26 protein-coding genes and 1 tRNA gene are annotated in these 26,687 nt (G+C 69.5%); 4 read left to right on the top strand and 23 right to left on the bottom strand.

Annotated elements, in window-relative coordinates; all coding sequences use genetic code 11:
* The first annotated feature begins 118 nt into the window (after positions 1–118).
* Positions 119–192: transfer RNA gene (locus VFZ09_RS26365), tRNA-Arg, on the top strand.
* Positions 193–283: 91 nt separating this feature from the next.
* Here VFZ09_RS26365 and VFZ09_RS26370 read toward each other — a convergent pair.
* From VFZ09_RS26370 to VFZ09_RS26380, 3 genes are read right to left on the bottom strand one after another with little or no spacing between them, the layout of a single operon-like run.
* Positions 284–820, bottom strand: a complete 537-nt coding sequence (locus VFZ09_RS26370) for a hypothetical protein (protein WP_329730426.1) — start codon at positions 818–820, stop codon at positions 284–286.
* Positions 817–1,821: a M28 family peptidase gene (locus tag VFZ09_RS26375; RefSeq protein WP_329730427.1), complete on the bottom strand. Its 1,005-nt coding sequence runs from the start codon at positions 1,819–1,821 to the stop codon at positions 817–819. Before VFZ09_RS26375 ends, VFZ09_RS26370 begins: the two co-directional genes overlap by 4 nt.
* Positions 1,818–2,378 carry a hypothetical protein gene (locus tag VFZ09_RS26380; RefSeq protein WP_329730428.1) on the bottom strand — a complete coding sequence of 187 codons (561 nt, stop codon included), beginning with the start codon at positions 2,376–2,378 and terminating at the stop codon, positions 1,818–1,820. Before VFZ09_RS26380 ends, VFZ09_RS26375 begins: the two co-directional genes overlap by 4 nt.
* Before the next feature lie 120 nt (positions 2,379–2,498).
* Between VFZ09_RS26380 and hppD the strand changes: the two genes are divergently transcribed.
* Positions 2,499–3,590: a 4-hydroxyphenylpyruvate dioxygenase gene (gene hppD, locus VFZ09_RS26385; RefSeq protein ID WP_329730429.1), complete on the top strand. Its 1,092-nt coding sequence runs from the start codon at positions 2,499–2,501 to the stop codon at positions 3,588–3,590.
* A 22-nt stretch (positions 3,591–3,612) separates the two neighbouring features.
* On the opposite strand, the gene VFZ09_RS26390 is transcribed toward hppD, so the two are convergent.
* The 16 genes from VFZ09_RS26390 to VFZ09_RS26465 form a co-directional block, all read right to left on the bottom strand.
* Positions 3,613–4,935, bottom strand: coding sequence for a PLP-dependent aminotransferase family protein (locus VFZ09_RS26390; protein ID WP_329730430.1), 1,323 nt, complete (start codon positions 4,933–4,935; stop codon positions 3,613–3,615).
* Between the two features lie 69 nt (positions 4,936–5,004).
* The gene (locus VFZ09_RS26395) at positions 5,005–6,282 is read right to left on the bottom strand and encodes a hemolysin family protein (protein ID WP_329730431.1); all 1,278 of its coding nucleotides are present in this window, start codon (positions 6,280–6,282) and stop codon (positions 5,005–5,007) included.
* Positions 6,283–6,353: 71 nt separating this feature from the next.
* Positions 6,354–6,734 (bottom strand): response regulator, encoded by a 381-nt coding sequence (locus tag VFZ09_RS26400; protein WP_329730432.1) that lies wholly within the window; start codon positions 6,732–6,734, stop codon positions 6,354–6,356.
* 138 nt (positions 6,735–6,872) lie between these two features.
* Positions 6,873–7,706 (bottom strand): metallophosphoesterase, encoded by an 834-nt coding sequence (locus VFZ09_RS26405; protein ID WP_329730433.1) that lies wholly within the window; start codon positions 7,704–7,706, stop codon positions 6,873–6,875.
* A gap of 90 nt (positions 7,707–7,796) precedes the next feature.
* A complete protein-coding gene (locus VFZ09_RS26410; RefSeq protein ID WP_329730434.1) occupies positions 7,797–9,059 on the bottom strand; it encodes a ceramide glucosyltransferase in 1,263 nt (420 codons plus the stop codon).
* A gap of 158 nt (positions 9,060–9,217) precedes the next feature.
* The gene (gene phoU / locus VFZ09_RS26415; RefSeq protein ID WP_329730435.1) at positions 9,218–9,910 is read right to left on the bottom strand and encodes a phosphate signaling complex protein PhoU; all 693 of its coding nucleotides are present in this window, start codon (positions 9,908–9,910) and stop codon (positions 9,218–9,220) included.
* Between the two features lie 20 nt (positions 9,911–9,930).
* Positions 9,931–10,674 (bottom strand): phosphate ABC transporter ATP-binding protein PstB, encoded by a 744-nt coding sequence (pstB, locus tag VFZ09_RS26420; protein WP_329730460.1) that lies wholly within the window; start codon positions 10,672–10,674, stop codon positions 9,931–9,933.
* 45 nt (positions 10,675–10,719) lie between these two features.
* Complete coding sequence (gene pstA / locus VFZ09_RS26425) at positions 10,720–11,634, bottom strand: phosphate ABC transporter permease PstA (protein ID WP_329730436.1); 915 nt, start codon at positions 11,632–11,634, stop codon at positions 10,720–10,722.
* Positions 11,631–12,647: a phosphate ABC transporter permease subunit PstC gene (pstC, locus tag VFZ09_RS26430; RefSeq protein WP_329730461.1), complete on the bottom strand. Its 1,017-nt coding sequence runs from the start codon at positions 12,645–12,647 to the stop codon at positions 11,631–11,633. Before pstC ends, pstA begins: the two co-directional genes overlap by 4 nt.
* 59 nt (positions 12,648–12,706) lie before the next feature.
* Positions 12,707–13,525, bottom strand: coding sequence for a phosphate ABC transporter substrate-binding protein (locus VFZ09_RS26435; RefSeq protein ID WP_329730437.1), 819 nt, complete (start codon positions 13,523–13,525; stop codon positions 12,707–12,709).
* A 108-nt stretch (positions 13,526–13,633) separates the two neighbouring features.
* On the bottom strand, positions 13,634–14,323 hold the full coding sequence (locus VFZ09_RS26440) for a response regulator transcription factor (protein ID WP_329730438.1): 690 nt from the start codon (positions 14,321–14,323) through the stop codon (positions 13,634–13,636).
* Between the two features lie 304 nt (positions 14,324–14,627).
* A complete protein-coding gene (locus VFZ09_RS26445; protein ID WP_329730439.1) occupies positions 14,628–15,581 on the bottom strand; it encodes a metallophosphoesterase family protein in 954 nt (317 codons plus the stop codon).
* Between the two features lie 12 nt (positions 15,582–15,593).
* Entirely contained in the window at positions 15,594–16,958 is a 1,365-nt protein-coding gene (locus tag VFZ09_RS26450; RefSeq protein WP_329730440.1) for a sensor histidine kinase, read from the bottom strand.
* Between the two features lie 6 nt (positions 16,959–16,964).
* Complete coding sequence (locus tag VFZ09_RS26455; protein ID WP_329730441.1) at positions 16,965–17,654, bottom strand: response regulator transcription factor; 690 nt, start codon at positions 17,652–17,654, stop codon at positions 16,965–16,967.
* A 114-nt stretch (positions 17,655–17,768) separates the two neighbouring features.
* Complete coding sequence (locus VFZ09_RS26460) at positions 17,769–18,266, bottom strand: hypothetical protein (RefSeq protein WP_329730442.1); 498 nt, start codon at positions 18,264–18,266, stop codon at positions 17,769–17,771.
* On the bottom strand, positions 18,263–19,144 hold the full coding sequence (locus VFZ09_RS26465) for a hypothetical protein (RefSeq protein ID WP_329730443.1): 882 nt from the start codon (positions 19,142–19,144) through the stop codon (positions 18,263–18,265). Before VFZ09_RS26465 ends, VFZ09_RS26460 begins: the two co-directional genes overlap by 4 nt.
* Positions 19,145–19,321: 177 nt before the next feature.
* On the opposite strand from VFZ09_RS26465, the gene VFZ09_RS26470 reads away from it, so the two are divergent.
* Complete coding sequence (locus VFZ09_RS26470; protein ID WP_329730444.1) at positions 19,322–19,897, top strand: DUF177 domain-containing protein; 576 nt, start codon at positions 19,322–19,324, stop codon at positions 19,895–19,897.
* Between the two features lie 87 nt (positions 19,898–19,984).
* On the opposite strand, the gene VFZ09_RS26475 is transcribed toward VFZ09_RS26470, so the two are convergent.
* The 4 genes from VFZ09_RS26475 to VFZ09_RS26490 form a co-directional block, all read right to left on the bottom strand.
* The gene (locus VFZ09_RS26475; protein ID WP_329730445.1) at positions 19,985–20,797 is read right to left on the bottom strand and encodes a DUF1963 domain-containing protein; all 813 of its coding nucleotides are present in this window, start codon (positions 20,795–20,797) and stop codon (positions 19,985–19,987) included.
* A 16-nt stretch (positions 20,798–20,813) separates the two neighbouring features.
* Positions 20,814–21,005 carry a hypothetical protein gene (locus tag VFZ09_RS26480; RefSeq protein ID WP_329730446.1) on the bottom strand — a complete coding sequence of 64 codons (192 nt, stop codon included), beginning with the start codon at positions 21,003–21,005 and terminating at the stop codon, positions 20,814–20,816.
* 142 nt (positions 21,006–21,147) lie between these two features.
* A complete protein-coding gene (locus VFZ09_RS26485; RefSeq protein WP_329730447.1) occupies positions 21,148–21,504 on the bottom strand; it encodes a metalloregulator ArsR/SmtB family transcription factor in 357 nt (118 codons plus the stop codon).
* A gap of 139 nt (positions 21,505–21,643) precedes the next feature.
* Positions 21,644–24,841, bottom strand: coding sequence for an ELWxxDGT repeat protein (locus VFZ09_RS26490; protein WP_329730448.1), 3,198 nt, complete (start codon positions 24,839–24,841; stop codon positions 21,644–21,646).
* Between the two features lie 314 nt (positions 24,842–25,155).
* On the opposite strand from VFZ09_RS26490, the gene VFZ09_RS26495 reads away from it, so the two are divergent.
* On the top strand, positions 25,156–26,640 hold the full coding sequence (locus VFZ09_RS26495) for a hypothetical protein (RefSeq protein WP_329730449.1): 1,485 nt from the start codon (positions 25,156–25,158) through the stop codon (positions 26,638–26,640).
* Positions 26,641–26,687: the final 47 nt, after the last annotated feature.

Raw genomic sequence — 26,687 nt, forward strand, 5'->3', positions numbered from 1 at the left:
ACAGTGGAGTCTCGCTCTCCGGGGAGGATGTTCCCGCCCGGCGCTGTTCCAAGAAAGCGTGCTTGCGTCGGCGGGGGAAGTCAGTTAGTTACCCACCCGCCGTCGCCGTAACCGAAGTGCGCGATTAGCTCAGCTGGATAGAGCGTTGGCCTCCGGAGCCAAAGGCCGCAGGTTCGAATCCTGCATCGCGCGCACTCTGAAGGGCCTGGAATCCTCGGGGAACTCCCCGAAAGGTTCCAGGCCCTTCGCTTTTTCCGGCCGGGCCCCCGTCCTCCTGCTCGCTTCAGAAGGTGGTGCCCGCCTGCAGGAGCGTGAGGTGCCAGGTGAGGCCACGGCCCGGCCAGTCCGAGCCCACGCCGACGCCGAGCTCGAACAGCGAGAGCTGCGTGCCGGAGTGGGTGAAGCGCAGGGGGGCGAGCTGCAGTCCCACGGTGAGCGCGGGGCCTTCCACGGGCGTGGAGCGGGTGGGGGTCAGGAAGCGCATGCCCTGGCCCGCCATGCACGAGAGCATCACCAGCGCCGCCGGAGTCCACGTCCCGCTCCGCTGGAGGCCCGCTCCCGCGCGCACCTCCACCACCTTGCCGAGCGCCATCAGGTAGCTGGCATCCGCCTGGAGGATGAACCGCTCGTCCAGCGTGTCCCTCACGCCGAGCCCACCGCCGACGCCGCCCAGGGTGCGCGCCTCGGAGAGGTACAGGCTCATCCCCGAGTGGACATAGACGGTGATGCGGTGGACGGTGGGCTCCCGGGCGCCCGCCGCCGGCCCGAGCAGCAGTCCGGTCAGCAGTGCGGCCATGAACCCCCAGCGAGGCGTTCTCATCGCGGCCCTCCCGCCCAGGTGGCCAGGCCCACGGCGGAGATCTGCACGGCCCGGCGGAAGGACTCGGGATCGAGCGTGTCGATGACGTCCGTGGCCTGGTGGTAGTGGGGGTTGCGGAAGTCGGCCGTGTCGGTGAGGAAGAGCGCCTTGTGCCCTCCGTACCAGAAGGCCGCGTGGTCGCTGCGCATCAGGCTCTCGCTGACGGACACGGTGGAGGTGCCATCTCCCGGGGCGATGATGGACACCAGCTTCATGAGTTGCAGCGTGTCGTTGAGCTGGTGGAGATCCGTGGCCAGGCCGAGCGAGTGGTCGTTGCCCATGATGGCGAGGAAGTCACCGGTGTCGGGCGCGGGCAGGCCGGGCAGGGATTTCTGCGAGCCGGGTCTCGTGTCGTAGTAGCCGATGCAGTCGAAGATGATGACGCCCGCCAGCTTCTCCTGGCCGAGCGCGTCCACGTAGTGGCCGCTCCCGAGCATGCCCGGTTCCTCGAGATCGAAGCCCACGAAGCGGAGCGTCCGCTCGAAGCGGTACTGCGAAAGGACGCGGGCCAGCTCCAGCACTCCCGCCACGCCCGTCGAGTTGTCGTCCGCGCCCATGTAGTGCGCATCGAAGTGGGCACCCACCAGGACGATCTCCTCGGGCCGGGTGGTGCCCGGAAGATCCGCGATCAGGTTGGTGAAGGTGAGCGCTCCGCGCTGGCCCTCCTGGGTGCGCACCTGCAGTCCCACCGCCTCGAGCCGGGACTTCATCAGGTCGCGCGCTCGATCCCTCGTCATGAAACAGGCGGGGGCGTACTGCTCGCGCTGCACCGGCGTGCAGCTCAGGGGAGTGTCCTCCTGGTGGCTCCGGGTCAGCGCCCGGACGTGGCCCATCAGCTGCCCGGTCTCCACCTGTCCGGCGAGCGTGGAGAGCCGGGCGAGCTGCTCCTCCGAGAACCTCGAGGAGGTGGGGGCACACGCGCAGGCCAGCAGCAGGCCCGCGGCGGCGAGTGTCTTCCTCATAGCCAGCCTCCGAGGCTCAGCACTCCGACCTGGACGCGGACGCTGGAGTCCCGAGGGCCGAGGCCGGTGCCGAGGTTCAGCTGGAGCGCGCTCAACTGGACGCGGCCCAGCTGGAAGCGCACGGGGCTGAGCGTGAAGGCGCCGTAGGCCGGGCCGAGGGTCGCGTCCTCGTACCCCTCGAGCCGGTTGTCGGGATACACGAGGCTGTAGAAGCGCTGGTTGAGGCCCGTCAGCCCCAGCTCGAATCCAGCGGCGGGCCGCCAGGGGCCCAGCTTCGCGCCGAGCTGCGCCTGGAGGAAGGCCTCCAGCGGCGGGTGTCCCCGGGCCGCGGGCCAGCCCACCCGCAGACCGCCACCGAATTGCACGGCGCTCCAGGGGCCCTCCTCGGCCGCGGTCCGCAGGCCCTTCAGCTCCACCATCAGGATGTCCGGCGAGGTGCGGAACGTGCCCAGTTGCAGCAGGGTGGCCACCCCCGCCGACAGCTCGTGGCGGGGAGCGGCTGGCGCGGCGGTGGCCAGCAGCAGGGCCGCCGCCAACAACGGGTTTCGAGTGCTCATGCGGAGGGTGGATTCCCTTTTGTTCCTGGACGTGGAAATGTGCGGCCCGATTACTCTCGCAGTGCGTTCGTGTCGAGGGGTCGGCCCCGTCTCGGCGGTCTTTGAGGAAGAGAGCTGCGCTTGAACTTCTCTGGGATTGATCATCTCGAGCTGTACGTGGGCAAGCTGGAGGAGGCGGCGGAGGTGTTCTGCGCCGGCTTCGGTTTCCGGGTGACGGGCCGTGCCGGGCCGGAGACGGGGCAGCAGGGCCGCAGCAGCCTCCTGCTCAAGCTGGGCCGCAGCCGGTTGATCCTCACCCAGGCGCTGGTGGCCACGGATGAGGCCGCGGGCTACGTCGCGGTGCATGGGGACGGAGTCAAGGACGTGGCGTTCCGCACGCAGGACGCGACGGCGGCCTTCCACGAGGCGGTGCGGCGGGGCGCGACCCCGGTGAACGAGCCGCGGGTGTACGAGGGTCCTCACGGACGTCTGGTGCGGGCGACGGTGGCCTCCCCGGTGGGAGACATGGTGCACTCCTTCATCGAGCGCGATGCGCCCGAGGGGGATTTCTGGCCGGGCCGTTTCCAGCCGGTGGTGGCTCCCGCCTCGGAGCGTGATCTCCTGGTGGCGGTGGATCACCTGGCCCTGTGTCTGATCCCGGGCACGCTCCATGAAACGGTGGACGCCTACCAGCGGCTGTTCGGCCTGGAGCAGAGCCACGAGGAGAACGTGGAGACGCGCTACGGGGGGATGAACTCCAAGGTGGTGCAGCAGCCCTCCGGTGGCGGGGTGTGCTTCGCGCTGATGGAGCCGATGTCCGGCAAGCGCCCGGGGCAGATCGACCACTTCCTGAGCAACCACCGCGGGGCGGGTGTGCAGCACATCGCCTTCCTCACGGAGGACATCCTCGAGTCCGTCCGCGTGCTGCGCGAGCGGCAGATGCCCCTGCTGGACAGTCCTCCCGGCTACCACGATGCGCTCCCGGCGCGGGTGGGCACGCTGGCCGAGGATCTGGAGCAGCTGCGCGAGAACCATGTGTTGGTGGATCGCGAGGGCAACCAGGGGTACCTGCTGCAGGTCTTCACCCGCTCGGTCCACTCCCGGCGCACGCTCTTCTTCGAGATCATCCAGCGCAAGGAGGCGCGGGGGTTCGGCGCGGCCAACATCCGCGCGCTCTACCAGTCCGTGGAGCAGGAGATGATGCGCAAGGAGCGGATGGCGAACGCCGGGTAGCGTCCGCCGTCCGCCGGTCCGCTCAACCCGCCTGGAGGGCGCGTGCGCCGCGCTGCTCCATCGCGGACCTGATCAGCCGGGCCAGGCGGGAGATGCCCTCTTCGATCCGCTCCGGCGTGAGGTAGCTGACGGAGAGCCGGAGCTCATGCTCGCCACCGGTGCCGAGGTAGAAGTAGCGCATCGGTGTCCAGATGACCTGGTGGTGCCGCGCGGACTGCTCGAGCAGGGCCTCATCCGCCTCGATGGGCAGCTTCACCACGAGGAAGAAGCCACCGTCCGGGACGTTCCACGTCACGTCGCGTGACCAGGCCTCGCTCCTCGGGAAGTGGCGCTCCAGGGCCTGGAGCGTCGCGTCCATGTTCTCCTTGTAGAAGCGGATCGGCTCGTGGTTCGCCTGCAGGAGACTGCAGTCGTTCATCACCAACATGCCGCCGATGATGGCCTGGCAGATGGCGGACGTGTTCACGGTCAGCAGGCTCTTGATCTTCGAGAACTCCTCCGCCAGCAGGTGATGCTCGCCCGCGGGGCCAACGACGCGCTGGTCCGCCACGGCGTAGCCCACGCGCAGGCCCGGGAAGGCGGACTTGGAGAACGAGCCCAGGTAGATGACGCGTCCCTGCTCATCCATCGACTTGAGGGTGGGCTTGCGCGGGCCCTCCCGGTAGAAGAACCCATAGGGGTTGTCCTCGAGGATGAGCATGTCGGCGCGCGCGGCGATGTCCAGCAGGCGCTTGCGCGCGGGCTCCGGGAGACTCCGCCCGGACGGGTTGGCGAAGTCCGCGACGAGGTAGAGCGCCCGGGGCCGCTTGCCCTGGGCCTGGAGCGCTTCCAACGTCCGCTCGAGCTCGTGCAGATCCAGACCATCCTCGCGCTCGGCCACCGGAACGACCTCGATGTCCAGGAGCTTCGCCGCGCCGGTGATGCCGATGTAGCAGGGCATGCCCACCAGCAGGACATCGGTGTCCTTCGAGAACAGCGCGCGCAGGGAGATGAACATCGCCTCCTGGCAGCCGGCCGTGACGACGATGGACTCGGGGGCGGCCTTGATGCCCTCGTCCTTCTCCAGCATCCGCGCGATCAGGCCATGGATGTGCCCGTTGGTCCGGCCGTATTGGAACAGGTTGGTGCGGATCTGCGCCTCGGTGAAACCCCGCTCCTGGCTCAGATGACGGATGTACGCGTCGAGGTACGTCGTGAGCTGCTGGGGGTCATAGAACTTCTCGTGCGGCCTGCCGGGCGCGAAGGAGATCGCCTCCGGGAAGCGGAGCGCGATCTCGTTCAGGAAGTTCATGACGTCCAGGATCGGATCCGTCAGCGAGGAGTGCAGGGCGTCTTGGATCAGCATGGCGGGGGCCAACGATAGGCGAGGTGTCCCGGCGGGTGCCATGGCCCCGGCTCCGGCCCTCGCCCTTCTTCAGCCCTTGGATGCTTCCTCGGGTGGCAGGTGGATGCGCACCGAGCGCACCCGGCGGGGGCTCGCATCCAGCACCTCCAGCACCGTCCCGTCCTCCAGCGTCAGCTTCGTGCCCTTCTCGGGGATGGTCCCAGCCTGCGCCGAGCACAGGCCGCCCACCGTGGACCAGCCCTGGCCCTCCTCCAGCTCCAGCCCCAGTGCCCGGTTGACGTCCCGGATGGCCGCCGTGCCCTGCACCACCACCGTGGTGGGACCCTCGCGCTTGAAGAGCTCCTCGGGCTTCTCGAACTCGCTGGCGATCTCCCCCACCAGCTCCTCGACCAGATCCTCCACCGTCACCAGCCCCGCCACGCCTCCGCGCTCGTCCACCACGATGGCCAGCTGCATCCGCCGCTGTTGCAGCTCCTTCATCGCGTCGATGGCCCGCATCGACTCGAAGGCGAACCAGGCCGGCCTCATCACGTCCTCCAGCACGATGAGCGAGCCCTCCCACGCCACGCCCAGCAGATCCTTCGCGATGACGTAGCCCACGATGTTGTCGAGCGAGCCCTCGTACACCGGCATCCGCGAGTGCCCGTGCTCCAGCAGCACCTGTTTGATCTCCTCCGCGCTCGAGTGCCGGCGCAGCGCCACCATGCGGCTGCGCGGCACCATCACCGCCGACAGGGGGATGGTGCCGAGATCAAAGGCGCGTGAGGCGATCTCCCCGGCCCGGGGATCCAACGAGCCCGACTTCGCCGCCTCCTCCACCAGCTGTTGCAGCTCGTCCGGGGACAGGCGCGACTCGGTGAAGTTCGTCTTGTCTCCGAAGAAGCGCAGGATGAGGTTGGAGCTGGCGGTGAGGAACCACACCAGCGGCTGCACCACCCAGGAGATGCCCCGGAGCGGGCGGGCGATGAACAGCGCGTAGCCCTCGGAGAAGCGCAGGGCCAGCGACTTGGGCACCAGCTCGCCCAGGACGAGCGACAGATAGGACACCAGCCCCACCACGCTCGCGAAGGCCAGGCTCTCGGCCGTCTCCGCCTCCAACCCCAGCTGCTTGAGCGGCCCCACCAGCCGTTGGGCGATGGAGGCTCCGCCGAAGGCCGCCGCGGAGGCCCCCACCACGGTGATGCCGATCTGCACCGTGGCCAGGAAGCGCTCGGGGTTGTCCCGCAGCGCCTGCACGGCCTGGGCGGCGCGGTTGCCCTCGTCGAGCAGCTCGCTCAGGCGCGTCTTGCGCACCGACAGCAACGCCAGCTCCGCCCCGGCGAAGATGCCGTTGGCGAGGATCAGCACCAGGATGATGGCGAATTCGAGCGCGATGGCCGTTCAACCTCCGGGCGCCGACCTATAGCAGCACGGGGACTTCAGGCGTCCAGGGATTGGAGCAGCAAGGAGAGCTGATCCCGGCTGGCGCCCTTGGGGAGGTAGTAGTGCGGCCCGGTGCGCAGGGCCCCGCCGACGTCCTGCGCCGCGGCGGCGGTGAGGAACACCACCCGGGGCGGGGTGCCGTTGCGAGGCATCCGCTCCAGCACCTCGAAGCCGTTCATGCCAGGCATGTTGAGGTCCAGGAGCATCACGCCGTAGCGCTGCCGCGCCAGCGAGTCGAGGGCCTCCTGGCCGTTGGCGGCCTCGATGGCCTCGTAGCCGAGATCCTCGAGACACAGCTTGAGGAACTCCCGCCAGTCGGCGTCGTCGTCAACGACCAGCACCTTGCGTCCGTCTTCCTCGGATGCCCTTCGCCCCAAGTCGCCTCCTGGTACGTGGGGACAACGCGCCGACGACGACGCGGCATTCACCACGGGAACAAGGCTGGCCGGAGAGCAGGGGAGGAGGCGGCCCACCAGGGTGCCTCGAAGGTGCTTCAAAGGTGCTCCAAAGGTAGTTCAGAGGAGGGACACCGTCAGCTGGCTGGCGAGGTATTGCAGGGCGGGCATGACGTTGGGGGCCGAGCGCTTGCGCACCGGGGGCAGCGCCGTGCCCTGCCAGACGGGATCGCCCACCAGCCGGCCGGCCGCGTGCTGGAAGAGGCGGAAGCGGCCGAGCTCGATGGAGCTGCCCGAGTTGTAGATGCGCAGCCCGCGGCCCTGGGAGGGGCCCAGGTCGAACTCGCGGGGCACGTGCCGGTGCCCGTGGAGGATCAGATCGCACCGGCCCTGGACGCGGCGGACGAGCTCGGCGCCCAGCGCCAACTCCGAGGCATGCGGCCAGCCCATGCGCGTGGCGAAGCGCTCGGGGAGGCTCTCCTCGGGCAGGGGCAGCACGTGGTGGTGCAGCAGCACGGCGGTGAGCGCGCCCGTGGGAGCGGCACTGAGGGCGGCGTCCACCTCGTCCAACACCGCCCGGGTCAGCTCGCCATGGCAGGCGAAGTAGTTGCGGTTGTGCGGGCCCGTGGAGTCCACGCACACCAGGAAGAGGCCCTCGTGCTCCTCCACCCGCACCTTCTGGCCATTCATCCACTGGCCGCCCGCGTCCTCGCCGGTGCGGTCGTGGTTGCCGGGGATGAAGGTGAGCCGGCCGGCGTCGAGCAGCGGAGCGAAGAGCTCCCGGAAGCGCCGGTACTCGCTCCGGCTGCCCTGGTGGGTGAGATCTCCCGTCACCACCACGTGGTCCACGCGCTCGGCGAGGAGGCTCTCCACGAGCGCGGTGGCCGTCGCGTCGCTCTCGCGGGTGAGGTCCAGATGCAGGTCCGACAGATGCGCCAGGGTCCGGATGAGCATGGGTGTGCTTCAAGTACCCATGCGCTGAAACACCGGAATGGCCCCCCGGTGAACCTTCTGGGGGGGCCCGGTGACTTCGCGGTGAACCCGTCAGCCCGCGAGCAGCTCCTTGGAGTCGGCCTCGTCGGCGTCGGCCTCGGACTTGGCGCCGGAGACCTCCTCGGGGGTGGGCAGCGGCTGCACCGGGGTGCCCGCGGGCGGAATCAGCTTGGAGCCGGCCATCACGCGCAGCTTGTTGCCGCGCCAGTCCACCGAGCGGGCGAACAGCCCGTTCACCCAGGCCACGAAGAGCAGCGCGTCCTTGAGCAGCACCGCCGGCACCGTCATGGCGGGCATGGGCTGCCCGGGCCGCAGCACCCGGAAGACGGTCACGTCGTGGATGAGCTTGGCCGCCGTCACCCCGGTCACCACCGCGAGCGCCCGGAGCGAGGGCTCGAACACGGCGCCCAGCAGGGCCCAGGGCATGGGGTTGAGCAGCGACTGCGACAGGTACACCGGCGTGGGGATGCAGGAGTGGTGGATGATGCACCAGCGGATGTAGCGCTTGAAGAAGGCCGAGACGCTCTTCTTCTGCGACACGTTGTACACGGGGGCCCGCGCCACCACGGCGCGCTTGCCCAGCCCGCGCGTCACCCACCGGCCGATCACGAAGTCCTCGGCCAGTACGTTGCGCACCGAGTAGAAGCCGCCCAGCGCATCCAGCACCTCGCGGCGCAGCGCCATGGACTTGCCCACGACGATGTCCTGGTTGGCGGCCTGCTTGGCGGCGATCTGCCCCGCGCCCGTGGTGGTGCACTGGTACAGGTTGTCCATCAGCGAGCCCAGCGACTGCTCGCCAATGCCGCTCACCGGGTGGGAGATGCAGCCCACCTCCGGATCCTCGAAGGTGCGGGAGATCTCATGCAGGTAGTCCGGCTCCACGCGCGTGTTGGAGTCGCTGATGAGCAGGATGTCGTACTGGGCCACCCCGGCCAGGGTGATGAGCTGGTTCACCTTGGGGTTGAGGCCGGGTTCGCCGTGCTGCAGCTCCAGGCGCATCACGTGGGGCCAACGGGCCACGGCCGCCTGGGCTACCTGGTAGGCCGGATCCCGGGTGTCCTTCACGCCGAGGATCACCTCGTAGACCGGGTAGCCGAGCGTGGCGAAGCACGCCAGGTTGGCCTCCAGGTCATCATCCACGCCGCACAGGGGCTTGAGGATGGAGATGCCCGCCGGCGTCCCGGCGCTGGAAGCCGGAGCGGGAGCCCGGGACAGGCTCCAGTGCCGTCGCAGCACGAAGAAGAGCTGGGCGGCGAGGGCGAAGGCTCCGATGCCAGCGAAGGTGAGGAGGGTGAGGCTGAGCGCATGGTTCATGGGCGCGGGCTGTCTCCTGAAGCGGGGGGCGCTTGCGGCCGCGCATCCTACCCGCTGCGTTCCCGAAGCCCAAAGTCCCGGTGTGACGCTTGCCTGTCTCCTGGGAGAAATTCCAGTGACAGCGTTGGGACCTGACCTGTTGCGTCAGACCGCGAGGGTCAGGTGGCGGTCGTCAGGTTGCGGCTGCGCGGGTGGCGGATGTCGGTGCCGCGCACCATGTAGACGACCATCTCCGCCACGTTGGTGGCGTGGTCGCCAATGCGCTCGAGGTGCTTGGCGATGAACATCAGCGCGGTGGCGCGGCGGATGTTCTTCGAGTCCTCCATCATGTAGCTGAGCAGCTCGTTGAAGATCTTCAGGTAGAGGACGTCCAGGTGCTCGTCCTCCTTGAGGACGGCCTCGGCCTTGGCCACGTCCGAGGAGACGAAGGCATCCAGCGCCTTCTTCACCTGCTGCTGGGCCAGCTCGGCCAGCCGGGGCGTGTCCACGTAGGGCTTGAGGGGAGGGGCCTCGTTGAGATCCTTGGAGCGCTCGGCGATGTTCACCGCCAGGTCGCCAATGCGCTCCAGGTCGGTGACGATCTTCAGCGCGGTGGTGATGAGGCGCAAGTCACTGGCGGCCGGCTGGCGCAGCGCGAGGATGCGGCGGCAGGTCTCGTCGATCTCCACCTCCAGGCGGTTGACCTCCTTGTCCGCCTGGATGACGCGCTCGGCCAGGGGCGTGTCGCGCTCCGTGAGCGCGCGCATGCTGTCCGCGATGAGCGCCTCCACCTTGGCGCCCATGGCCAGCAGCTTCTCGCGCAAGTCCCTGAGGTCCGCCTCGAATGCCTTGTCCGTATGTGTCGACGGCATGTGCCCGCTCTCCCTCGCTCCTACCCGAACTTCCCGGTGACGTAGTCCTCGGTGCGCTTCTCGCGCGGGTTGGTGAAGATCTGCTCGGTGGGTCCGCATTCCACCAGCTCACCCATGTAGAAGAAAGCGGTGCGATCGCTCACCCGCGCCGCCTGCTGCATGTTGTGGGTGACGATGGCGATGGTGTAGCGCTCCTTCAGCTCGTGGATGAGCTCCTCGATCTTCGCCGTGGCGATGGGATCCAGGGCGCTGGCGGGCTCGTCCATGAGGAGCACCTCGGGCTCCACGGCCAGGGCGCGCGCGATGCACAGGCGCTGCTGCTGGCCGCCGGACAGGCTCAGGGCGCTGTCGTTGAGGCGATCCTTCACCTCGTCCCAGAGCGCACCGCCCTTGAGGGACTTCTCCACGCGCGTGGCGATCTCCGTCTTGTCCTTCATCCCGCCCACGCGCAGGCCGTAGGCCACGTTCTCGAAAATCGTTTTCGGGAAGGGGTTGGACTTCTGGAAGACCATGCCCACGCGGCGGCGCAGGTCCACCACGTCCACGTGGCGGTCATGGATGCTGGTGCCGTCCAGCAGCACGGTGCCCTGGTGGCTGGCGCCCGGGATGAGATCGTTCATCCGGTTGAGCGAGCGCAGGAAGGTGGACTTGCCGCAGCCGGAGGGGCCGATGAGGGCGGTGACCTGGTGCTCGGGCAGGGCGAGGCTCACCGACTTCACGGCCACCTTGGAGCCGTAGAGGAGGGAGAGCTGGCGCGCCTCCATCTTGATGCGCGCGGGGACGGCGGGGGAGAGGGACATGGCTCGGTGTCAGTGGGCGCCGGAGGCGCGCCGGCGGGTGCGGGCGCGGATGAGCACCGCGACGAGGTTGAGGACGAAGGTGAGCGCGAGCAGGACGAGCACCGTGGCGTACAGCAGGGGCCGGGTGGCCTCCACGTCCGGGGACTGCGTGGCCAGCACGTACGTGTGGTAGCCCAGGTGCATGAACTGGGAGTTCAGCTTGTCGGGCAGGTCCGGCAGGAAGTAGGCGGCGCCGGTGAAGAGGATGGGAGCCACCTCGCCCGCGCCACGGGACACGGCCAGCACGGCGCCGGTGAGGATGCCCGGCAGCGCGCCCGGCAGCACCACCCGGGCCAGCGTCTGGGACTTGGTGGCGCCCAGCGCGAGGCTCGCCGTGCGGTGGTCCATGGGCACCGCGCGCAGCGCCTCCTCGGTGGAGACGATGACCACGGGCAGTGTGAGCACCGCCAGGGTGAGCGAGGCCCAGAGGATGCCCGGCTGGCCCCAGTTCAGCTCCTGGTAGCCGAGCAGCTTGTCCAGGCTCCCGCCGACGAAGTGGATGAAGAAGCCCAGGCCGAAGAGGCCGAAGACGATGGAGGGCACGCCCGCGAGGTTGACCACGGCGATGCGCACCGCGGCGGCCAGCCGGGAGCCCGGGGGCGCGTACTCGTGCAGGTACACCGCCGTCAGCACGCCCACCGGCATCACCGCCAGCGTCATCAGCAGCGTGAGCGCCGCCGTGCCGTAGAGCGCGGGGAAGATGCCGCCCGCCATCATGCCGTCGGAGGGGGGCTCGGTGAGGAACGACCAGGAGACGTGGCCGATGCCGCCGCGGACCACGTCGAAGAGGATGATGGCCAGCATGGCCACGATGAGCAGCGCGGCGAAACCGGTGAGGGACGTGAGCGCGCCGCCCACGAGCCGGCGGAAGGTGTGCTGCTTCACGCGCCCGCTCCCGTCAGCCGCTTGAGGACCCGCCGGGTCCAGGTGGAGGCGACCATGTTGAGGACGAAGGTGAAGAGGAAGAGCTCCACGCCGATGAAGAACAGGAGCGAGTAGTGCGGGCTGCCCACCACCACCTCGCCCATCTCCGCGGCGATGGTGGCGGACATGGAGCGCACCGAGTCCGTGAAGTTCCACGACACGATGGCCGCGTTGCCCGAGGCCATCAGGACGATCATCGTCTCGCCGATGGCGCGGCCGAAGCCCAGCACGCACGCGGCGAGGATGCCGGGGGCCGCCGCCGGGAGCACCACCTTCCAGGCCGTCTCCCAGGGCGTGGCGCCCAGCGCGAGCGAGGCCTCGCGGTAGCTGCGCGGCACCGCGGTGAGCGCGTCCTCGGACACCGTGAAGATGACGGGGACGATGGCCAGCGCCAGGCCCAGGCCCGCCACCACCGCGTTGAGCCGCGTGGGCAGTCCGAAGGTGTCCTGCAGGAAGGTGGCCAGCACCATCAGCGCGAAGAAGCCCAGCACCACCGAGGGAATGCCCGCCAGCAGCTCGATGACCGGCTTGAGCACCTCGCGCAGCCGCCGGGGGGCGAACTCGGCCGCGTACAGCGCGCCCGCCACCCCCACCGGCACCGCCACCACCATGGACACCAGCGTCGTCTTCAGCGTGCCGATGAAGAGCGGAATCATGCTCACCTTGGGCACGTTGGACACCGGCTGCCACACGAAGGCCGGTGGGCGGTTGGCCCGCACCACCTGCGGCAGGAACATCTTGGACAGGCTCGCCTCCTCGCGGGCGTGGGCGTCCAGGAAGAGCGCCAGGGCCTCCTTCGCGATGAAGACGAGGATGAGCACCAGCGCGGCGATTCCCGTGAAGGCCGCCGCCGTGATGATGCCGGCGATGACCTTCTCGCGGATCTGCCGGCGCCGGGCGGCCGAGGAGAGCCGCGGCGCCACGGGCACTGTTTCCACGAGACCCTGACTCTGCATGGCCACCTGTCTATCCATCATGTTCTCGAGCCTCGTGTGACAATCGCGTGACGCGCGGGGGGCCTCGGCCTGGAGGACTACTTCACCGGGAAGTAGCCAACCCTGGTGACGATGGCCTGGCCCTCGGCGGACAGGGCGAAGTCGATGAAGGCCTTCACCTCGCCGGCCGGCGCGTTGCGCAGGTAGAAGTAGAGGTCGCGCGAGAGCGGGTACTTGCCGCTCTTGATGTTGGCCTCGCTGGGCTCGATCTCCTCGTTGCCCTTCTTGACCTTCAGCTCCTTGATGCCCTTGGCGTAGGCGGAGCCGCCGTAGCCGATGCCGTTCTTCTCCTTGGCCACGGCGTTCACCACCGCGGCGGTGCCGGGCAGCGTCTGGGCGGTGGCGGCGTAGTCCTCGCCGCCGAGCACGTGGTCCTTCACGAACACGTAGGTGCCCGAGGAGTTCTCCCGCGAGTAGAGGACGATGGGGGCGTCCTTGCCGCCCACTTCCTTCCAGTTGGTGATGTCGCCCAGGTAGATGCCCTGGAGCTGCTCCTGGGTGAGGGCGCTCACCGGGTTGGACTCGTTGACGTAGAAGGTGACGCCGTCCCTGGCCACGGCGATCTGCGTGGGGGCCGCCTTGGCGCCCTTCAGCTTGTCCGCCTCCTCCTTCTTCATGGGGCGGCTGGACATGGCGATGTCCGTGGTGCCGTTGATGAGGGACGCCAGGCCGGTGCCCGAGCCGCCACCCGTCACCTGCAGCCGGGTGGAGGCGTTCTTCTTCATGAACTCCTCGGCCCAGCGCTGGCCGAGGATGACCATGGTGTCCGAGCCCTTGACGGTGACGGTGCCCGCGCGCGCCGCGCCGGGGAGGACCAGCAGCAGCACGGCGGCAATCGAAGCGATGAACGTCTTCATGTGGATGTCTCCCGATTCGTTCCACGCGGTGTGGAACAACGGTAGGCACCCTGTATGCGCCGTCCGTGGCTGTTTGACGGACGGGGCGTGACAAATGCGCAACGACGCTCAGGCCATGCCCGGCTCGACGATGCGGTAGCCCACGCCGCGCACCGTCTCCAGGTAGGCACGGGCGGGGCCGAGCTTGTCGCGCAGGCGCATGACGTGCGTGTCGATGGTGCGCGTCTCCAGGTTGCTGGACAGGCCCCACACCTCCTCGAGCAGCTGCTCGCGCGACTGCACTCGGCCCACGCGCGTCATCAGGTACTCGAGCAGTCGGAACTCGAGCGCGGTGAGCGACACCTCCTTGCCGTCCACGTAGAAGCGGTGGGCGGAGGTGTCGAGCGTGAGGGGACCGAGCTTCACGGGCGCGGACTCGTCCCGGGCCGGAGCGCTGCGGCGGAGGATGGCCTTGAGCCGCAGGACGAGCTCCCGGACGCTGAAGGGCTTGGTGACGTAGTCGTCGGCGCCCACCTCGAAGCCGAGGACGCGATCGGCCTCCTCGCCCTTGGCGGTGAGCATGACGATGAGCACGTCACGCGTGTTGGCGGCGGCGCGCAGCTGGCGGCAGACCTCCACGCCGGAGATGTCCGGCAACATCACATCCAGGAGGATGACGTCCGCGGGCTGCTCCCGGGCGGCGGACAGCGCCGACTCGCCCGTGGGAGCCACGCGGGTGGAGAACCCGGCGGCGCGGAGATTGAAATCAATGAGCTCGGCGAGATCGCGTTCGTCATCGACGATGAGGACGTGTGGCATGGCGGCGGCGCACTCTGGGCCCCGGCGTTCGCACCGGGGTGACGTGCTTGCGACAACTCTGTAACATTTGCTACCGAGATTGAGAATCGTTGTAACGCACAAGCGTCCGGCCCGGTGCGGCAAGCCACGCGGCGGAGAAGTGCTTCCCCTCGGGGTGGAGCGCGAGCGCGGTGCCCTTGCGCAATTTTCCAGGCAGCTCGTCCAGGTCCAGCGCGAGCGCACCCGCGCGGGTGAGGGAGGGGCCGCGTCCCCAGGCCGCCGGGGACAGCGAGGCAAGCAACGTTCCCGCGTCAGCCGTCCCGCGTCAGCCGTCCAGATCCAGCACGCCGGAGATCTGCGTCGGCTCCTCGTCGACGGGGGTGGCGTGGTGGCGCTCCTCGTCGCCCACGGCCTGCTTGAGCAGCATGGGCGGGGCCACCACCGGCAGCTCGAGCGGCGTGGGCGTGTGGGGGATGTTGGCCCCCGGAGGCGGGCGCAGCACCGGGCCCGGCGGAGGCAGTCCCGAGTGGCGGCGCGCGGCCTCCATCAGCGCCTTGTGGTGGCGGTAGCGCGCCTCGACGAGCTTGTGGATGAGCAGCGGACCGCCCGGCACGCGGCGCGCCGTGAGGGCCTGCGTGGCCTTGCGCACCGGGTAGCGCACGCGGCGGATCTGCACGCGCCAACCCTTGGGCGTGAAGGTGAAGACGCCGTAGGCGGGCCGCAGGTCGCCATCCCGCGGGATGCCGGCGCTGGCCACGTCGGCGATCAGCAGCCGGCCCACGCGGCGCCGGTAGGGGAAGTGCAGGTGGCCGAAGGCACACGCCGCCGCGTCCAGGTTCTGGAAGTAGCGCCGGACGGTGGCCTCGTCCAACGTCGGGTCCAACGAGTCCTCGAGGTTGCGCGGATTGGCGTGGCAGACGAAGAGGTCCTGCCCCTTGCGCGGCGAGTAGCGCTGGGAGAAGGGCAGGGCGCCCAGCTTCTTGAGCCAGGGCTCGCCGAGCTGATCCCGCGTCCACTGGAGCAGCTCCGTCTTCCAGTGGTCGCGCTCGCGGTAGGCCCCGCCCAGGTAGTGGCCGGCGAGGTAGCAGTCGGTGTTGCCCATGAGGATCGCATCACAGCGATCGAAGAGCAGCTCCACCGTCTCGCGCGGGTGGGCGCCCCGCAGGGCCAGGTCCCCGGCGGCCACGATGTAGTCGGGCGCCACGCGGGCGATGTCCTCGAGGACGGCCTCGCAGGCGGGGAGGTTCCCGTGAATGTCGGCGAGGATGGCGACCCGCATGGCCGCCCCATCCTAACCCGTCGCCGACGCCGTGGGCACCGCCGCCGGAAGGAAAATCGTGAAGGTGGAGCCCTCGTTTGGTTGGCTCTCGACCCGGACCTCGCCCCCCATGGCGCTCATCAGGTGCTTGACGATGGACAGGCCCAGGCCCGTGCCCCCCATGTCCCGGCTCCGCCCCTTGTCCACCCGGTAGAAGCGCTCGAAAATCCGCGCCAGGTGCTTGGGCTCTATCCCCACGCCCGTGTCCCGGACGTGCACCACGCACCGCCCCTCCTCCAGAGCGCCCGTCACCACCACCCGCCCTCCCTCGGGCGTGTACTTCACCGCGTTGTCCAGCAGGTTGAGCAGCACCTGCTCCAGCCCCCGCTCGTCTCCCCGGCCGATCAGCCCCGGGGGGACGTTCAGCTCGACCGTAATCTTCTTTCCCTGGGCCTTGTGCCGCACCACCTCGGCGGCCCGGGAGGCGGCCACCGCCAGGGGCACGTCCGTCACCTGCAACTTCACTTCCCGTGACTCCAACCGGGACAGTTCGAGCAGATCCTCCACCAGCTCCGAGAGGCGCTCGGACTGGCGGTGGATGATGTCCACCATCTTGGGGGCCATGACGGCGTCCTGGAGGGCACCGCCCTGGAGCGTCTCGGCGTAGCCGCGGATGGCGGTGATGGGGGTGCGCAGCTCGTGGGAGACGTTGGCGACGAAGTCCTTGCGCACCTTCTCCAGCCGGCGCAGCTCGGTGACGTCGTGGAAGACGGCGGCGCTGCCGGGCAGATCCCTGCCCAGGGGGGTCACCCGGATGGCGAGCGTGCGGGGGAACAGGCCCTCCAGCGGCAGCTCGAGGCGGGTGGAGGCACCTTCGCGGCAGGCGCGGATGACGGCCTCGTTGAGCGCGTCGTTGCGCAGGAGCGCCAGGGGGCGCTGGCCGATGATGTCCCCCGTCGTCTGCAGCATGTCGCGCAGGGCGTCGTTGTGGCGCACCACCGTGCCCTCGGCGTCCGTCACCCAGATGCCCTCGGCCATGCCGTCCAGCACGGCGGTGAGGGTGCGCGACTCCTGGTTGAGGCCGGCGTTGCGCGCGGACAGTTGCTGGTGGAGCGAGTCGATGGCGCCCTGGAGGTTGGCCACCTCTTCGAGCCGGTCCTGCTCGTCCTCGCGGCTGCCGGTGGAGGGGGAGCCCTCGGCGCGGATGCGGACCTGGCGGGCGAGCGAGAGGAGCTGCCGCTTGAGCGCGTCCCGGGCCGCCACCAGCGTCAGCAGCGAGCCGGTGAGCGTGGCGAGCGACACGAAGAGCGCGTCCAACCTCCAGCCCAGCAGCAGGAAGAGGACGAGCGCCGCGAGCGCGGGGGCGAGCAGGGGAAGCAGGAAGAGGCGCAGGGGCATGGGCTTCTAGCCGCGCGGCGGAGGGCTGAGCTTGTAGCCCACGCCGCGCACCGTCTCGATGATGTCGCCCGCGGGGCCGAGCTTCTCGCGCAGGCGTTTGATGTGCGTGTCCACCGTGCGGGTGTGGATCTCCGCCTGGATGCCCCACACGTCGGAGAGGAGCACCTCGCGCGTCTGCACGCGATCGGCGCGCTCCAGCAGGGTGCGCAGCAGGCGGAACTCCAGCGCGGTGAGGACCACCTCCTGGCCCTTCACGCGCACCTGGTGGCGCGAGGTGTCCAGTTGGATCTCCCCGGCGGTCAGCTGGGCGGCCGGGCCCTCGTCCACGTCCGCGCGCCGCAGCACCGCCCTCACGCGCAGCAGCAGCTCGCGCACCGAGAAGGGCTTCACCACGTAGTCATCCGCGCCCAGCTCCAGGCCCTGCACGCGGTCGGACTCCTGGCCCTTGGCGCTGACGATGATGACGGGCACCTTGCGCAGCTCGGTGTCGCTCTTGAGCATGCGCAGCACCTCGCTGCCCGCCAGGTCCGGCAGCATCAGGTCCAACAGCACCAGGTCCGGCACGTTGGCGCGCGCCCGGGCCAGGCCCGTCGCTCCCGTGCCCGCCACCTCCGCCTCGAACCCCGCCGCCCGCAGGTTGTACTCCACCAGTCCGGACAGGTCCTGCTCGTCTTCGATGATCAGGATGCGCGCCATCGTCCCTCCAGCCCCCCGGTTTGAACACCCGTGGCCTACCAGATTGGGGGTGGCGGTTGAATGACGAGCACGTGACGCCTCTGTGACAGGGCTCGTCCGCCCGTCCGCCCGCGCTCAGGGAGCGAAGGAGGGATCGCACTCCACGGCCGCCGGGGTGATGGCGGCGGCGATGAGCGGCTCGTTGCGGGCGGCGCTCACGGACTCCAGGTAGTTGCAGGAGCTGCCCAGGAAGCGCGGCGGATTGGAGCGCGAGAGCGCCTCGATGACGACGACGTAGTCGCGGCCCACGGGGATGTCCACGAGCAGCTCCTGGGCCCCGCTCTGCAGCCCCGCGGGGAAGCGCAGGGCGCGCGCCTTGTTGCCGTCCGGCCCCTGGAGGACGAGCGCCTCATCCTGCTTCACCTGCTGGTTGAGGCAGGTGCGTTGGAGGTCTCCACAGCGGCGGGACTTGCCCTCGGGCAGCACCACCACCTGGAAGGCGCCCAGCTCGTCGGCGACGGCGCGCGAGAGGGTCAGCTCCAGGGGGAAGCCGTTTCCGGACTCGGGCGGCGCCCCGCAGCCAGCGGTGAGGGTGGTGCCCAGCAGGAGGAGGAGGGAGGGACGCGGGCTCATGGGTTGACCCGGATGGTGATGGGGACGCGGCCGCGCTCCTCGGAGGTTGCGTACACGACGGCGCCGGCGGTGCCCGCCACGGCCACCGCGCCCACCGCCACCCAGAGCCACGGACTCTTGTACCAGGGGCGCTCGCCGGGCGTGGCCACCGTGCCGGGCTCGGGCGCCACCTGGAAGACGAGCGGGTTGAAGGCATCGCCCCGGCCCGCCAGCCGCCGCTGCGCCGCGTCCGCCACCTCGAAGTAGTACTCCACCTCGTAGGCCGAGGCCGTGGCCGGCAGCTCGTAGGCGGGGAGGGTGGCGGTGAAGCGCTCCTTGTTGGCCCGGTCGCGCGTGAAGTCCACCGAGCTGTACGCCTGGGCCCCCGCGCGCCGGTAGAAGAGCCGCGCCCGCGCCCCGAGCGCCATGTCCTGGATGGTGGCCTCGGCCGTCACCGGCGTGCCGCCCCCGGCATCCGGGATGGGGTCCACCTGGAGGGTGACGGGCCGGACGCGGCGGTTCTTGATGTCCTCCTTGATGCGCGCGTAGAGCGTGCGGATCTTCGGAGGCGCGGTGCGGGGCAGCTCGTAGTCCGGCCGGGCCTGGAGGAGCATCTCGTAGGCCTCGCGCGCCCGCGCCTCGTCCCCGAGGTACAGCGAGGTGAGCCCGAGCAGCCGGTAGAGCTCCACGAGTTGATCATCGGTGACGTCGGGGGCGTCGAGGCCGGCCTCCAACGTCTTCACGGCCTCCTCGAAGTCGCCGTCGCTGATCTGCGCCTGGGCCCGGGCGATCTCCGGCCGCGCCGGTGCCACCTGGAAGAGCAGGGGGGCAGGGAAGAGAGGCCGGGCGAGCGAGGCGCCGGGGGACAGCAGGCTCGCCACCACGATGCTGGCTACCACGCGATTCCGCCGGACGGACATTGGCACCTACCCTAGCAAACGGCCAGACAGCCCTCTAGCGCGAGGACACTCCCGCAACGGTGAACGGCCTGTGACATCTATGGAGGCTCGGGCGCGTTGACTGCGGGGGGGACCCTCACCATGATGCGCGCCCCTTTTTGATAGGAACTTGGGTAGATGCTCGTAAAGATTGAAGAAATTCGCGACACAGGGCTCCAGGTGAAGAAGGAGATGAGCCTGGAAGCGCTCGGAGCCGCGCTCGAGGGGTCCGGCTTCCGGCCGCTCGAGCCCCTGGCGGTCTCGGCGAGCCTGCGCAAGCTGAGCGGGGGCGTGCTGCTCGAGGGCAAGTTCACCTCGCGCGTGGTGGCCGAGTGCAAGCGCTGCCTCACGGAGTCGAAGCTGGAGCTGCCGGTGTCCTTCACCATCAACCTGGTTCCCGAGTCGCTCGCCCGGGGCGAGGGCCTGGTGGACGAGGACGAGGAGAAGGACGACAAGGGCACGGGGGAGAGCGGCGGCTCGTTCGGGTTGGATGACGCGGACGAGGAGGTGTTCGACGGGAAGGTGATCGACCTGGAGCCGATCGTCCGCGAGCAGGTGCTGCTGGCGCTGCCGATGAACACGGTGTGCCGCGAGGAGTGCAAGGGGCTGTGCATGAAGTGCGGCCAGAACCTCAACGAGAAGCAGTGCGGCTGTGACACGACGTTCGTGGACCCGCGGTTGGCGGTGCTCAAGAACATCAAGCTGCAGGGCTAGTCCGTGCCCCGGGCACGGGAAGCACGAAGGCCGCCACCTCGTACCGGGGGGCGGCCTTTCGTTTGGTGCGCCCGGCATGGACTGTGATCAGCCGCACGCCCACCCGAGCGCGAGGACGTCCGGGTGGGTGGGGCAGCGCGTGATGTGGGCCGTGCCCATGTCGCCCCACATGAGCGGGAGGTTGTGCTCGGAATCAATCTGGAACACGTACTCCATTCGCGTCTTGCACTGGGGGCACTCCGGATACTCCACGCCCTGGATCCAGTGCGGCCAGCCCAGGAGCTTGTCCCCCATCGATGCGTTGGCCACGGTCTCCGCCTGCAATTCGTCCATTCCGATGGGCGGGGCGTCGAGCCCGATCTCCGGACAACGGATCCGCACCGTGTTCGCCTCGAAGTCGTAGTCGAAGTCGAGCCCCAGCTCCTCGTGCTCGGCGGGTGAGGGCAGGTCCTCGGCCTGCTTCCAGCCGGTAATCTCCTTGGGCGGAAACGGCTTCCCCGCCGGGGCGGCCATGTTCCCCCGGGTCACCTCGATGATGCGGATCCGATGCGCCTCGCTGAAGGGAGACCATCCCTCGCACTCCTGCTCGCAGTCCTCGCGCTCGCAGTAGAACGCCTGCAGCAGCCCCGCCCCGAGCCGCTGGCGCACTTCCTCGGGAAGCGACAGCAGGTTGAGCTGGAGCAGGAGCCGGAGCGGCTGCTTGCAGTTCCCACACGCCGGGTGGCTCTCACCGCTCGCGAGCCACGGCAGTCCGCCGAAGCGTGAACCGTGGGCGGGCCCGGGCCCGTTCTTCACCTGGGGCAGCCAGGCGGTGCGCCGGTGCTTGTTCAGCCACGGCTCGAGTGCCTTCAGGAGCGCTTCCGCCTTCGCCGCGCCATCCGACTTGTCCGAGGGTCCCATGCGCCCATCCTACCGCTCACGCGTGGGTCCGCGCTCCCGATGCGTTCGCCCGCTCGAACTTCCTGCCCCCGAAGGCGTGAATCGTCCGCGTCCCGGCGGTGAACCGTCCCGAGATGCGCGCGCCGCGGGGGATGACGAACTCCCGTCCGGCGCCGAGCTCCATGTCCAGGTCATTGATGCGCAGCACGTAGCGGCCTTCCAGCACCACGAGGTACTCGTCGAAGTCCCGCCACTGCTCGCCGGTGTCCGCGTCGCTCTTCGCGTGACAGAGGCCTTCTCGGGCGGGTGGGCGAGCCGCCGCTCGAACCGGAGCTCGACCTTGTTGCCTTTCGTCGTCAGGGTGCCGTGCTTCATGACTTCCTCCTCGGGGCCGGGCTCCGGCGGGTGGGGGCGGGGGGTTCGTCCGCCAGGGTGTCCAGGTGCCGCTCCAGCGCGTCGAGCCGCCGGGACCACAGCTCGCGGTACGGCGCGAGCCACGAGTCCAGCTCCAGCAAGGGCTCCGGACGCAGGCGGTACAGCCGCCGTTGCGCGTCCTGCTCCACGTCCACCAGTCGAGCGTCCTTGAGCACGCGCAGGTGCTTGGACACGGTGGGCTGCGTCAGCCCGAGCCGATCCACCAGCTCCCCGACGGGACGGCGCCCCTCGCGCAGCAGGTCCAGGATCCGGCGGCGGTTCGGCTCCGCCACGACTTCGAACGCGCTCGGCATGCCCCTTATATGCTGATGGGGGCATATGCCTGTCAATGCATGTTCAGCGGGCCTGGATTCCCACCGCCCCAAGCCGCTCCGCGCGCCAGGTGCGCAAGTCCATGCGGCGGCAACCCGATGGCTTCCGCCGGTCATGCGCTCAGCGCGGGATGCGGCGGCGCGGTCTCAGCAGGGCCAGCATCAGCACCAGGCCCCATGAGGCCAGCGTACCGGAAGAGCCCGCCGTCCGGCAGGCGCACCCTTGCGCTGTGGGCGGCTGCACGGCGGGTGCTTGGACATGCACCTCGAAAGCGCACTGCCTGCTGTTGCCGGCCGCATCCGTGGCGGTGACGGACACGGCCGTGGTGCCCACGGGGAAGCGGGTGCCGGAGGCCTGGCTATAGGTGAGCGAGACCTCTCCCCGGTCATCGCTCGCCTGGGCGGGCGGGTACGTCACCTCGACGCCCGAGTCCTCCGTGGCCTGCGCACGGACATCCTGCGGGCAGGTGAGAGTGGGCGCGAGGGCATCCGGGACCACGAAGCTCCAGGGCTCCAGTCCGTGCACCCCGTCATCGGCCAGGAGGACGACGCGATCCCCGAAGCGCCGCAAGAAGCCGAACACGGAGGAGTCCGGGCCGGGAGCCAGATCGGCGAGGAGCGAGGTGCCACCGGCCGTGCCATCCGTGACCCACGGCTCGAGACCGTGCACCCCATCCGTCCCGAAGAAGAGCAGCAGGCCCACGTCCTCCAGCGCGAGCAATGGACCGAGCACCCCGCTCGCGGGCCCGGGGCGTAGCTCCCTGACGCGCACCGTGCCCTCGGGAGTACCGTCCGTCTTCCACAGCTCGTAGCCGTGCTCGGCCTCATAGCCCACGAAGAACACCTGGCTCCCCAGGGCCGTGAAGAAGGTGTTGAGGGACTCCGCATCGGAGGCGCCGGCCTGGAGGGTCCTCAGGGCGCGGGTACCCGCTCCCGTTCCATCGCTCTTCCACACCACGGTGCCGCCGGTGGCCTCCCGCGTCGTGAAGTAGAAGGCGCCATTGGCCGCGGCGGGCAGGTAATCGACGCTCGAGTCTGGCGCTCCGGGCGTGAGATCCGCGACGAGGACGGTGCCCGCCTCGGTGCCGTCGCTCTTCCACAACTCCACGCCGTGAACGCCATCGTCCGCGAACAAGAAGACCTCCCCACCCACGGCCGTGATCAAGGGCAGCCCGATACCTGGCTGCGCACCGGCGCGGATGTCCTTGACGAGCACGGTGCCGGACCCGGTTCCATCGCTCTTCCACAATTCCAGACCATGAGTGCCGTCATCCGCGAAGAAGAAGACCGTCCCGCCCACGGTCGCGGCCTGGTACTCGAAACCCGAGCCCGACTCCGGGCCGGAGAGGATGTCCTTGACGAGCTGGGTGCCCGCCTCGGTGCCGTCGCTCTTCCACAGCTCGAAGCCGTGCACCCCGTCATCCACGACGAAGAAGAGCGCTCTGTCCGTCTCCGCGAGCCAGACATACTCTTGGAAGCCTGACTCCGGGCCGGAGCGGATGTCCTTGACGAGCTGGGTGCCCGCCTCGGTGCCGTCGCTCTTCCACAGCTCGTGGCCGTGCACCCCGTCATCCGCGAAGAAGAAGACCTGCTCCCCCAGGCGGGCATGGGGCGCGGCGACGAACCCTCGAGCACTCTCGGTCGGAGCCGTGGACCGGATGACCCTGGCACGTGTGGTGCTGGCCTCGGTGCCCTCGCTCCTCCACAGCTCGAGTCCTCGCGCATCCTCCACGGAGAACAGCAGGGTGTTCCCCACCTGCTCCATCGGCGCGGCGCCGGAGCCGAGCGGCGCCGCACGGCGCCGGAGTGGCGCGGTCCCCTCGGCGGTGCCATCGCTCACCCAGAGCTGGGGCCGGGAGCTCGAAGCGTCGGAGGGCCGGACATCGAAGAAGAGCCTGTCGCGGACAGAGAACAGGCTGCCGTGACGGAGGGTGCTGCCGGGCTCGCTCAGCGTGTACACCCGCCGGGTTCCCGCGAGCGTTCCATCGCTCCCCCACAACTCGAGCCCCCCGTCGCCGCGCTCGTAGAGGAAGAAGAGCTGACCACCCAGGCCCACCAGTGGCGAACGCTCGGGAGCCCGCAAGGAGCGAACCCCCAGCACCGCGAGCCGGACGGTGCCCGAAGCCGTGCCATCGCTCGTCCACAGCTCCTGCTCGCGCGAGCCGCCGCTGTTCCTGCCGGTGAAGAAGAGCCGCCCGTTCACCTCCGCCAGGCGATCGGGAAAACAGGTGTTGGACGCCAACCGCGAGGTCCCCTCGGGCGTGCCATCGGTCCTGTGGAGCCCGGAGTCCGAGAGGACGAGCACCGCGCCCCCCATGGCGCGCATCTCCCGGACACCGTACACCGTCGAGGAGATGAGCACCGTGCCCGCGCTCGTGCCATCACTGCGCCACAGGCCGCCCTCGGCGTGGATGATCAACCGCTCGCCGAAGGCGATGCCAGCGCTCATCATCCAGGAGGACTCCAGGAGCTGGAGGGTCCCCGCGGCCGTGCCATCACTCCGCCAGAGTTGCTCCTTCCCATTGGACCGGGTCACCATGAAAAGGGTGGAGCCCGCCGCGACCAACTGACGGATTTCAACCGGTGGACCCTCTGGCGCGCCCTCCCACACCTCGAGGGTGCCCGCCTCCGTCCCGTCGCTCTTCCACAGCGTGTGGGGGCCCTCTCGCTCCCCGGTGATGAAGAAGAGCGTGCTCCCCGCGGGAGTCAGCATGAAAAGGCTGGTGTCGGCGGGTCCCGGGGTCAGGTCCTTCACGCGACGGGTGCCCTCGGGGGTACCGTCACTTCTCCAGAGCTCCGCGCCTGCCTCGTCCAGGCGCGCGTTGAAGTAGAGGGTTCCGCTCAGCTCCGCCGAGGGGAAGTTCCCGGAGGGATCGATGAACTGCCGGGGAGGACCGTGCCGGACGAGGACCGTGCCCGCCGGAGTGCCGTCCGACTTCCAGAGTCCCTCGCCCCAGTCGTCCCGGGCCAGGAAGAGCATCTGGGAGCCGAGGGTGACGAAGTGTTGGGGGGACGAGCCGGTACGTCCCGGGTAGATGTCCGCCAGCCGGAAGGTGCCCTCGGGGGTTCCATCGCTTCTCCAGACCTCGTTGTCGACCATGTCGAAGTGGGAGGTATCGAAGGCGGGTGCATGCTCGAAGTACACGAGGCCCCCCGCGGAGCCCATCTCGCTACCGACGTGGCCGAGCGCCTCGGCCGCCTCCGGGCGGATGTCGCGGAGCAACGTGGGCGTGGGGAGCGGTGGAGCCGCCTGGGCGGGGAGCGCGAGCCAGGCGAGAAGGAACAGGGGAATACGCGAACGCCAGCGGCGAGGTGTCATGGGCCATTCTCCGAGTGGATGAAGCCCCGGCCCCCCTGCGGCCCATCATCCTCGAGTGCACTCCTGCCGCCCACGCCACGTGCCGCCTTGGAGTTCACCACCAGAACCGTGGCTCCTCGTTACCCTATACAGCCCATGCCAGGCTGTCTGGCATGATCGGGTTGCTGTCTTCAATTGGACACCTGATTCGCGTGAGCCCCATGCTCCAGCACCGGCGACGAGCCGCGATGATTCCCACCGCCTCAAGCCGCTCGCGTTGCTAGAAGGCCGCGCCGGTCTCCACTCCAGGGGACCCGTGCACCGAGCGAGTGACGATGCTTCCGAATCGAATCCTGGCCTCCCTGCTGTCCTCTCTGGCACTTGTCCTGAGCGCCTGCCCGCCGCCTGACAGCCCCACTCCGGATGCTGGAGTGTTGCCCGACGTCTCGGGACAACGGGCCGTGCTCTCCATGACGAGCACCGGAGAGGTCCGCATCCCGGTGGATCTCTCGGCCGCGCCCCCGCAGGCGCTCGTCCTGGAGGGGGATACCTTCGTCACCTACCCGGGGGAGGGCAGGGCGGATGGCACCTTCACCATCCCCAACGTCCCCGCTGGCACGTACTACCTGCGCGCCGAGCCCAACTTCTTCGTGGTGACGGACTCACGGCGGTTGGAGCTCTCCACGGAGCTCCTCGGCCGGCCGGATGCCGTGACCCAGCCCGCGGATGCCGGCGCCGCCGAAGTCGTCTTCGAGCTCGACAACCTCCACCCGTATCAGGCCACGGACGGCATCACCCTCTTCTCGCTCAACGCCAATGTGGCGCGCTTCCGGCTCACGCCCTCCATCGCCACCGCGGCCACCTCGGGCAGCTTCACCTATACGGTGCGCGCCGGCCAGCCGCTCGTGGACCCGGCCCGGGGAGATCGCGGCCTGCTCACCCAGCTCACCAGCCGCACCGCCACGCCCGAGGGCACCAGCGAGACCTTGCCCTACCGCTCCGTCAGCCGCTTCCTCGAGGCACCGGAGTTCCAGGCGCGGCCAGGCGAGAGGCAGACCCTCTCCGGCACCCTGACCGAGCCCCCCGCGCTCACGGCCTCCATCCACTGGGACCTCGCCTCGTACAGGAACCTGGCCAGCGCCGTGCACCCGCGCGCCACCGTGGTCTCGGAGGCCATGGTCTTCGACGTGCTGCCCGCGCCGCTCTCCTACAGCTACCGGAGCCTCCTCCCCCGGCTCTTCGAGCTCGCCCAGGGGCCCAGCGTGGCTCAGATGCACGCCACCTTCACCTATGCCAATCCCTATCCCGCGAGCTGGAACGCCGTGGGCGTCGCGGCCGTCCGCTATGCGGTGCCCTACCAGCTTCCCGGGACCACGAGCCCGGTGGTTCTCTTTGGTGGCGCCTCCATCACGGACACGCTTCCCAGCCTCCTCTCCAAGACGATTGCGTTTCCGTATGGTCCGGTGCTGCAGCCGCGCATCGGCGGCCAGGACGCCCGGCAACCCGTCACCCTCAACACCACCACCCCCGAGTTGAGCTGGACGGCCCCCGTCTCCCTGCCGGACATGCACTACATCGTCTTCGTCCAGGAGCTCTCGGCACAGGGCTCCGCGACGGTGAGCAGGCTCGTGGGCACCCTGCTGACGGATGACACCCGGTTGCGGCTGCCGCCCGGCCTGCTGTCATCGGGCAAGTCGTATGTCTTCACCTTCGACGTGAACACCACCCCGGGCAACGATCTGCTCCGCCAGGTGTTCCTCCGCCTCCCCATCCCCATCACGGGGGTGGAGACCCTCTCGGAAATCGTCACCGTCGAATAGTGTCGTTCTCGAGCAACTCCCGCGGGACGCGCGCGCTGATGCGGGCG

Origin of the sequence: Archangium sp., from assembly GCF_036277355.1 — a bacterium.
Lineage (GTDB): Bacteria > Myxococcota > Myxococcia > Myxococcales > Myxococcaceae > Archangium.

Bases quoted from the DNA above. Each gene is read 5' to 3' on its own strand.
- VFZ09_RS26470 (WP_329730444.1), top strand. From the start codon at position 19,322: ATGCTCGTAAAGATTGAAGAAATTCGCGACACAGGGCTCCAGGTGAAG.
- VFZ09_RS26405 (WP_329730433.1), bottom strand. From the start codon at position 7,706: ATGCTCATCCGGACCCTGGCGCATCTGTCGGACCTGCATCTGGACCTC.
- VFZ09_RS26380 (WP_329730428.1), bottom strand. From the start codon at position 2,378: ATGAGCACTCGAAACCCGTTGTTGGCGGCGGCCCTGCTGCTGGCCACC.
- pstB (WP_329730460.1), bottom strand. From the start codon at position 10,674: ATGGAGGCGCGCCAGCTCTCCCTCCTCTACGGCTCCAAGGTGGCCGTG.
- VFZ09_RS26440 (WP_329730438.1), bottom strand. From the start codon at position 14,323: ATGCCACACGTCCTCATCGTCGATGACGAACGCGATCTCGCCGAGCTC.
- VFZ09_RS26495 (WP_329730449.1), top strand. From the start codon at position 25,156: ATGCTTCCGAATCGAATCCTGGCCTCCCTGCTGTCCTCTCTGGCACTT.
- VFZ09_RS26475 (WP_329730445.1), bottom strand. From the start codon at position 20,797: ATGGGACCCTCGGACAAGTCGGATGGCGCGGCGAAGGCGGAAGCGCTC.
- VFZ09_RS26490 (WP_329730448.1), bottom strand. From the start codon at position 24,841: ATGACACCTCGCCGCTGGCGTTCGCGTATTCCCCTGTTCCTTCTCGCC.
- phoU (WP_329730435.1), bottom strand. From the start codon at position 9,910: ATGCCGTCGACACATACGGACAAGGCATTCGAGGCGGACCTCAGGGAC.
- VFZ09_RS26460 (WP_329730442.1), bottom strand. From the start codon at position 18,266: ATGAGCCCGCGTCCCTCCCTCCTCCTCCTGCTGGGCACCACCCTCACC.
- VFZ09_RS26445 (WP_329730439.1), bottom strand. From the start codon at position 15,581: ATGCGGGTCGCCATCCTCGCCGACATTCACGGGAACCTCCCCGCCTGC.
- pstC (WP_329730461.1), bottom strand. From the start codon at position 12,647: ATGGATAGACAGGTGGCCATGCAGAGTCAGGGTCTCGTGGAAACAGTG.
- VFZ09_RS26455 (WP_329730441.1), bottom strand. From the start codon at position 17,654: ATGGCGCGCATCCTGATCATCGAAGACGAGCAGGACCTGTCCGGACTG.
- VFZ09_RS26370 (WP_329730426.1), bottom strand. From the start codon at position 820: ATGAGAACGCCTCGCTGGGGGTTCATGGCCGCACTGCTGACCGGACTG.
- VFZ09_RS26410 (WP_329730434.1), bottom strand. From the start codon at position 9,059: ATGAACCATGCGCTCAGCCTCACCCTCCTCACCTTCGCTGGCATCGGA.
- VFZ09_RS26450 (WP_329730440.1), bottom strand. From the start codon at position 16,958: ATGCCCCTGCGCCTCTTCCTGCTTCCCCTGCTCGCCCCCGCGCTCGCG.
- VFZ09_RS26435 (WP_329730437.1), bottom strand. From the start codon at position 13,525: ATGAAGACGTTCATCGCTTCGATTGCCGCCGTGCTGCTGCTGGTCCTC.
- VFZ09_RS26375 (WP_329730427.1), bottom strand. From the start codon at position 1,821: ATGAGGAAGACACTCGCCGCCGCGGGCCTGCTGCTGGCCTGCGCGTGT.
- VFZ09_RS26485 (WP_329730447.1), bottom strand. From the start codon at position 21,504: ATGCCGAGCGCGTTCGAAGTCGTGGCGGAGCCGAACCGCCGCCGGATC.
- VFZ09_RS26390 (WP_329730430.1), bottom strand. From the start codon at position 4,935: ATGCTGATCCAAGACGCCCTGCACTCCTCGCTGACGGATCCGATCCTG.